The following is a 6,398-nucleotide window of genomic DNA, read 5'->3' as shown; positions in this document are numbered from 1 at the left end:
GAGGCGATCCTGTTCTATCGCACGGCTAATACGGGGATCCGCAAGTTTCAGGCGGCCTCGAGCAAGCTGAATCCGGAGAAGATCGAGAAGGTGGTGGAGGCCTTGCAGGAGGCCGGGTAGGATCACCGTATCGAACTCTCGCCCCTTGGCCGCGTGGTAGGTGGCGAGCAGGACTTTCCCGACGACTTCCTCGCCGCGCGCGAGGTCCTGCAACACAAGATTCTTGGAGCGGCACATACCGGCCAGGGTGTCGAGGCTACTCGTGTTGTCCTGGTCAGGGTGCTCTGTGGCTACCTCGTCGAGAGCTAAGCAGGCGCGCAGCTGCTCCAGCCAGGCGTGGGCCGGGGCGTCGGCAGGGTAGAGCTCTGCGGGGTCAAGGCACTGTTGCAGAGCCCTGGGGATGAGGAGCCGTGAGGGGGGCGGGGCGAGCTGAGCCTCGGTGCGCAGTGTGGTGAGGGCGCGTGCGAGGGAGGCAAGAGACGGTGCTTGCGCCCGGCGAAGCATGTCGGCGCGGGCGGCGCCGGATGCTGCGTGGACCTGATAGTTGGTGACGCCGCGGGCCGCACACCGCTGGATGAAGCGGGAGAGGCTGCCAGCGGGGAGCTTGTCGTCGCCCTCGTGCCGGAAGTCCAGTTCGCGTCGGGTGAGCTCGCTGCGTACGTCGTCGAGCAGGCGACCGCGAGCGGGGTAGAGGATGGCGATCCGTTCGGGGCTGATGCCCATGGTGTGCGCCTGCTCGATGAGATCGCAAGTCACTCGGGCGTGGTCTTGGAGGCCTCCCTCGACCTTTTCGAGCTTGACGTCGCCGGGGGGTGCGCCTTCGCGGGCAAGGCGGCCTCGGGGGAGCCCGAGGGCGGCTTCGGCGGCGGTGATGATGTCCTGGCCGCTGCGGTAGTTGACCTCGAGTTCGACGTCTCGGAAGTCCTCTCGGTCTGCCAGTTGAGTCAGGTACTTGGCGTCGGCACCGGTGAAGCCGTACACGGACTGATCGGTGTCCCCGACGGCGAAGACTGTGATGCCGGCCAGGTCGCGCAGGGCGAGGACGAGTTCGTGAAGGACTCCGCCGAGGTCTTGGTACTCGTCGACGACGACGTGGGGGAAGCGGGCGCGCAGGAGGTCGCGGACGTGTGCGTGCTCTCTGACGAGGTGCACGGCTCGGATGACCATGGCCTCGAAGTCAATCTCGCCTCGCAGGATGAGCTGCTCCTCGTAGAGGCGTGCGGCCTGGACCTCCCGTGGGTCGAAGCTATCGAGGTCCTCGTTGCAGGCCAGGGTTCTGCGGATCTTGGTGCTCTGGGGCACGCGGTGTTGGGCGAGGACCTCGCCGATGCCGACTTGCTCGAAGCACCACTGCAGGAGCGTCTCGGTGGCCGCCTTGTTGAGGACTTGCCCTGCGTCAGGCGCGGGCTGCCCGGTCAGGTGTCCGAAGGCGCGCAGGATCTCGTTGAGGCAGAACGCGTGCACGGTGGAACAGGTGATCCGCCCCTCGGCGCGCACTCCGCTGCGGTGGACGCGGCGGCGGATCTCCTCGGCCGCCGGGTTGGTGTAGGTGATGCAGGCGACGCCGCGGAAGGAGGAGATCTGCGTCTGGAGGACGTAGGCGATCCGGGCGACAAGTGTGCGGGTCTTCCCGCTGCCGGGACCGGCCCGCAGAACGACGTTGCCGTCGTGGAGAACGGCGGCCCGCTGCCTGGGGTGCAGCCTGTCAAGCTCCGCGAGCAGGGTGTCACTGACCTGCATCGCTGGCCTGCCCGTTGACGTGCGGTGTCGTGGGGCCGGAGAACAGTGCCATTCCGCGGGCCGCGCGGCTGATGCATTCCATTGCCAGGAAGAGGTAGGAAGCCGTGCCCAGGCGACGTAGGACCTGCTGGTCGAGGGGAAGGTCACAGGGGGTCTCGGTTTCGTCTCGGATGCGTCCTTCCAGGTCGACCCGTGCGATGTGTCCAGCGAGGCGCTGCGCAAAGCGGCCCTTGCCGAGGGCGCCGATCCGCTTGAGCATCTCCTTCCGGAGCTCGGGATCGACGGTGGTGCTCCGCTCGTTGGCGACCCCGCGGCTCACGTCGTCGCGCGCGGTGGTGTTGGTGTTCAGCTCCTCGAACGCCTTGATGATCTCCTCGCCAAACAGGGAGCACAGGTCGGTCTCCAGGGTCTGGGCGCCGACGTAGATGCCGTGGCCCTGGAGTTCTGAGGCGAGGTGGTCGCGGGGCGCTCGGTAGTCGGCTGCACCGGCTTCCGGGAGAAGGTCGATCTGCTCCAGGAGCGCCGTGCTGCGGGATGCCTCCGCGTGGAGCTTCGCGCCCCGCTTGAGACCGGCTTCCCGCACCCCGCGCTTGTCGGGGGCGGCGTCTCCGTCGGTGACGACCACGTGGGGGGTGTCAAGACCGTTTCGGCCGAGGAGCGCCCGGTAGGGCTTGAAGTCGGTACCGTGGGCGCTGGCCACCACGGTGCCGTACGCGTCGAGGTCGAACCCGGCGGCTTCAGCCAGCGCGGGGAGGATGTACAGCTCGGCCAGTCCTTCGACCAGCACCACGGCGGAGGCGAAAAGGACCTCGGCACGGCTGACGTCGAGGTAGCGCTCCAGGTCCGCGGCTTCCGCGTCGCTGACGGGAATAGCGGCCGTGGTTGCTCCGGTCGTACCGGTCTCCGTGGCGCGCAGCACGATGAAGGAGCGGACCGGGGCGACGGCGGCGATGTGCGGGCTGTGGGTGGTGAGGATGAGCGACGGCCCGGTGCGCAGCAAGTAGCCGAAGAGGTGCCGCTGGAGGCTGACGTGGAGGTGTGCTTCGGGTTCTTCCACGGCGACCAGGGTGGCGATGAACTCTTCGTCGAGTCGCTGCTGGCTGAGGGCTTCGAGGAGCAGGCCGAGGTAGATGACGTTGGCGCTGCCCAGGCTGGTGTCGGAGATGCTCCTGCGGCGGGCCGTGTCGAAGAACAGGCGTATGGCGCGAATCAGTTCGTCCGGTTTGGAGGAGGCGAAGCCGAGGGTTGGTTGGGGGGCCAAGCGCGGTCCGAACATGTCTCCCAGCCGGTCCGTCAGGTGACCCTCCAGCTTGGCCACGTTGGCGTCTTTGGTGAGCTGGTCGACTGCGGCGGCGATCGCCGAGGCGGTGGCTTCCAGGTTCGCCGGGTCCAGGGGAAGTCGCTCGAGGAGGTCCCGCATCGGGCTGCGCCGCCAATTGTGCAAGTCTCCTTCGGCGTCGCGCAGGGCTGGCAGGACGCGCAGGGCCACCTCACGGCGGATGGCGCGCACGTCGTTGGTCTCGCGGTCGCCGCCGAACACGACGACGTCGTAGTCCTTCGCGATCAGCGGCCGGCCGGTAGGCTGCACCTGGGAGCCATCGGCGGTCATTACTTCCGTTCGCGGGGCGAAGCGGTAGGTCAGCCGGGCTACGTAGGGGGCGAAATCCACCGTGGCGCTGGACAGGATGCTCTTGGCGTCAGCATCGTCGTCAAAGCCGCGAAGCTCGACCACGATGCTCACTTCGGCTCCGCCGGCGAGGCCCGTGGGGTGGCCTTCCCAGATGTCTTCCTCGCGCAGCATCCGCCGCGCGTCGGAGATAGACGGGTCGAGGACCAAGCGGATCGCTTCCAGCAGGTTCGACTTGCCGACGCCGTTCTCGCCGACGATCACGGCGTGGGCCGGGAAGTCGTCGATGACGAGGTGGCGGAAGTTGCGGAAGTTGCGTATCTCGATCCGTGAGATGTGCAGGCCCATTCGTCCCCTTGTCGATCTGGTGTGATGAGGCGCTTCATCTTTCCAGGTCGGCCTCGCCTTGGTGGGAGGTTTCACGATGTCAGGTGGTCTTCCAGAACGCCTGGTAGATGATCTCCGCCGTAGCTCGGCCGCTAGTGCCCCAGCAGGAGTTCGGTGTCTGGCCTGGGAGCTTTCGTTGGGGTGGCGGAAGTGTAGCGGGGCTTCGGTCGTGCGGGCCCACCAGCACGCGGCCGGAGCCCGCAAAAAGGGGCCCCGGCCGGCGAACCCTCCGACCACGCCATCGGCCATTCCCGTGGCGGACTGACCACCAAGATCCACCTCGCCGCCGACGACCGCTGCCGACCCCTCGCGTTCGTCCTCACCGCCGGACAGGCCGGCGACGCCCCGCCTTCACCCAGGTCATGGCCCGCCTGCGCGTTCCTCGCCCGCGAGGACGACCTCGCACCCGACCGGATACGGTCCTGGCCAACAAGGCCTACTCCTCACGCGCGATTCGCGAGCACCTGCGCAAGCGCGGCATCCGGACCGTGATCCCCGTCCCCGCAGACCAGCGCCGCCACCGGCTCCGTCGGGGGAACCGAGGCGGCAGACCGCCAGCCTTCGACCGCGAGACCTACAAGCAGCGCAACACCGTCGAACGGTGCATCAACCGCCTCAAACACTGGCGAGGCATCGCCACCCGCTACGAGAAGACCGCCACCATCTACCTGGCCGGACTCCACATCGCCGGCATCTTCCTCTGGTCCGCCCGATGATCCAAACGAAACTGCCTAGATGCACGCGCCCGAGAGATCCCCATCTCGGCCGCGACATGCGCAATCGGCCTCGTCCGGCAACGCTCGACCGGCCGACGCGCCCCTCGACGGTGAGGGGCGCGTCCCGATGCGTCACGTAGTGGGACCAGGTGCGGAGGGCCGCTTGGTGATGTCCCGCTGGGAGATAGCCTCTGCCACCTCATCGAGGGCGGTACGCAGGGAAGCACCGTATGCGTCCTGCGGGAGGCTGGGTGCGTGCTCGCGGGCTGCGCTGAAGTGCTCGGTAGCCGCGTTGAAGGACCCAAGGCGGCGGTAGTTGTCGGCCAAGTTGAGGTGGAGAGAAGGGTAGAACCCGGCGATGTGGAGACTGGTGTGGTGCTCATGGGCACGCTGTTCGGTCACGGCTTCGGCAGCGTCAAGGGCCCGGACGTCCCAGGCGAGGGCCTGGGCGGGATCGTCGTAGAGGTCCGCCAGGTAGTGGGTGAGTGAGCAACGGTGCAGCGGATCCCCGGTGACGCTGATCTCCGACCACAGGTTCAGGAGCTTATGGCGGGCGGAAAGGATGTCGCCCGTTCGGCCTTCGACCACGGCTTGGCCGATGGCTTCCATGGTCGGATCGGGGCTGGCAGGTGTGGTGGTCATGTGGGTTCCTCGTCGTGGTTCTCAGGCTCAGTGGTCGAGTTCGATGGGCATGGCAAGGGTGGTGAGATCGCCTCGGTCGGCGGAGCGGATCGTGACGGGCCCGTCGTGTCCGCGCAGGTCGAGCATCACCTCGGGGCCAATCGCTGTGCTCACGGCGGGATAGAGCGTGGTCATCTCGAACCGGATCTGGAGGGCCTCGCCCGTCGCTGTGGCGGAGAGCGGAATTCCGGAGTGTTCGTCGTTCGGGGACCGGATGTTCATGCTGTGATCGGTGATGTGCAGTACGACGTGTTCGTCGGGGTGCTCTTCCAGAACCCGCAGCAGCAGGTCCTTCGAGATCGTCACGCGGGTGGTGACCTCGTCCAGGGAGTCAAGCATCAGACGGTGGTCGGGGAACCCCTCAGGTAGCGTCCGGCAGTACCGGTCCTCCCGCTCGGACATGCGCAGCCAGATCCCGTGCGGCACCGCTTCGACGCGGACCAGCGCACTGCGCCGGATGTCGGCTACCGCAGCCCGGAGGTCGTCGCCGTCGACCGTGCCGGCCCAGGCCTGCTCCGCCGGCCGAGCTGGCACCAGGGTCCGAGTGGAGAGTCGGTACCGGTCTGTCGCCGTCAGGGCGATTGCCTCGGCACTCGCTTCGATGTGCAGGCCGGCGAGCACCGCCATCCCCAGCTCGTAAGCGGTCGCAGTCAGAACCTGCTCGACAGCATCCGCCAGCACGGGACCCTTCAGCGTGGCAATCAGCAGACCGGGCACGTTGCCGCCGAGCGTGGACTTGATGACCGCCGCCTTCTGCCTGCCGCCGCCGCATCACCTTCGATCTTGGCGACATGCTCGTCGAGCAGCCGTGCTGCCTCGTCGACCCCGGCGGCAAGGACCGCATCGACCGCAGCAATGGGCACGGCGATCTCGCGGAGCTGGCGCAGCGTGGTCGCCCGCTCCAGCTGGGCGGCGACGTAGTAGCGGTAGCCCGTGACCGGGTCCACATCGGCAGGGGGCAGTAGCCCGGGGTCGGCATAGAACCGCAACGCGCTGGAGGTCAAGCCACTGCGCTGGGCAAAGACCCCGATAGGCATCAGCTCGGAATGTGGCACCTCGCCATCATTGAGCTTCAACCAACTTGAAGGTCAACATCGACGTAGTGCGTCACCGGAACTCTGGAGGTGCTGCCGCCCGCTCGTCCAGGTGGTGGAGCTCCGGCCGGAACCCGGCGGGGCGGGGCGCGGCGGGTCCCAGCGGTGCTCAGCGCGGCGGTGCGGTGCGGGCGGCGGGACGGTGTGGGGGTG

The 6,398-nt window shown here is 67.7% G+C and carries 5 protein-coding genes and 2 pseudogenes; 1 reads left to right on the top strand and 6 read right to left on the bottom strand.

Features of this window, described 5'->3' with window-relative positions:
• Together ACOJSN_RS08530 and ACOJSN_RS08525 are read right to left on the bottom strand one after the other, a co-directional pair.
• Positions 1-1,740, bottom strand: a 1,740-nt coding sequence (locus ACOJSN_RS08530; protein ID WP_420112068.1) for a UvrD-helicase domain-containing protein, incomplete at its 3' end; no start/stop codon positions are given.
• Positions 1,727-3,715, bottom strand: a complete 1,989-nt coding sequence (locus tag ACOJSN_RS08525) for an ATP-dependent nuclease (RefSeq protein ID WP_420112067.1) — start codon at positions 3,713-3,715, stop codon at positions 1,727-1,729. The genes ACOJSN_RS08525 and ACOJSN_RS08530, both read right to left, overlap by 14 nt.
• A 279-nt stretch (positions 3,716-3,994) precedes the next feature.
• On the opposite strand from ACOJSN_RS08525, the pseudogene ACOJSN_RS08520 reads away from it, so the two are divergent.
• Positions 3,995-4,470: pseudogene (locus ACOJSN_RS08520) on the top strand (IS5 family transposase); the annotation flags it as partial.
• A 14-nt stretch (positions 4,471-4,484) separates the two neighbouring features.
• Here ACOJSN_RS08520 and ACOJSN_RS08515 read toward each other — a convergent pair.
• The 4 genes and pseudogenes from ACOJSN_RS08515 to ACOJSN_RS08500 all read right to left on the bottom strand — a co-directional run.
• A pseudogene (locus ACOJSN_RS08515) lies at positions 4,485-4,606 on the bottom strand (IS481 family transposase); the annotation flags it as partial.
• Positions 4,603-5,112 carry a hypothetical protein gene (locus tag ACOJSN_RS08510; RefSeq protein WP_420112066.1) on the bottom strand — a complete coding sequence of 170 codons (510 nt, stop codon included), beginning with the start codon at positions 5,110-5,112 and terminating at the stop codon, positions 4,603-4,605. The gene ACOJSN_RS08510 and the pseudogene ACOJSN_RS08515, both read right to left, overlap by 4 nt.
• Before the next feature lie 27 nt (positions 5,113-5,139).
• Positions 5,140-5,868 (bottom strand): hypothetical protein, encoded by a 729-nt coding sequence (locus ACOJSN_RS08505; protein WP_420112065.1) that lies wholly within the window; start codon positions 5,866-5,868, stop codon positions 5,140-5,142.
• On the bottom strand, positions 5,853-6,188 hold the full coding sequence (locus tag ACOJSN_RS08500; protein WP_420112064.1) for a MerR family transcriptional regulator: 336 nt from the start codon (positions 6,186-6,188) through the stop codon (positions 5,853-5,855). The genes ACOJSN_RS08505 and ACOJSN_RS08500 overlap by 16 nt, the downstream gene beginning before the upstream one ends.
• Positions 6,189-6,398: the final 210 nt, after the last annotated feature.

The organism is Pseudactinotalea sp., assembly GCF_048594945.1.
Classification (GTDB): Bacteria; Actinomycetota; Actinomycetes; order Actinomycetales; family Beutenbergiaceae; genus Pseudactinotalea.
Note: the sequence above shows the minus strand (reverse complement) of the source record. Positions and strands in the feature narration are given on the sequence as shown.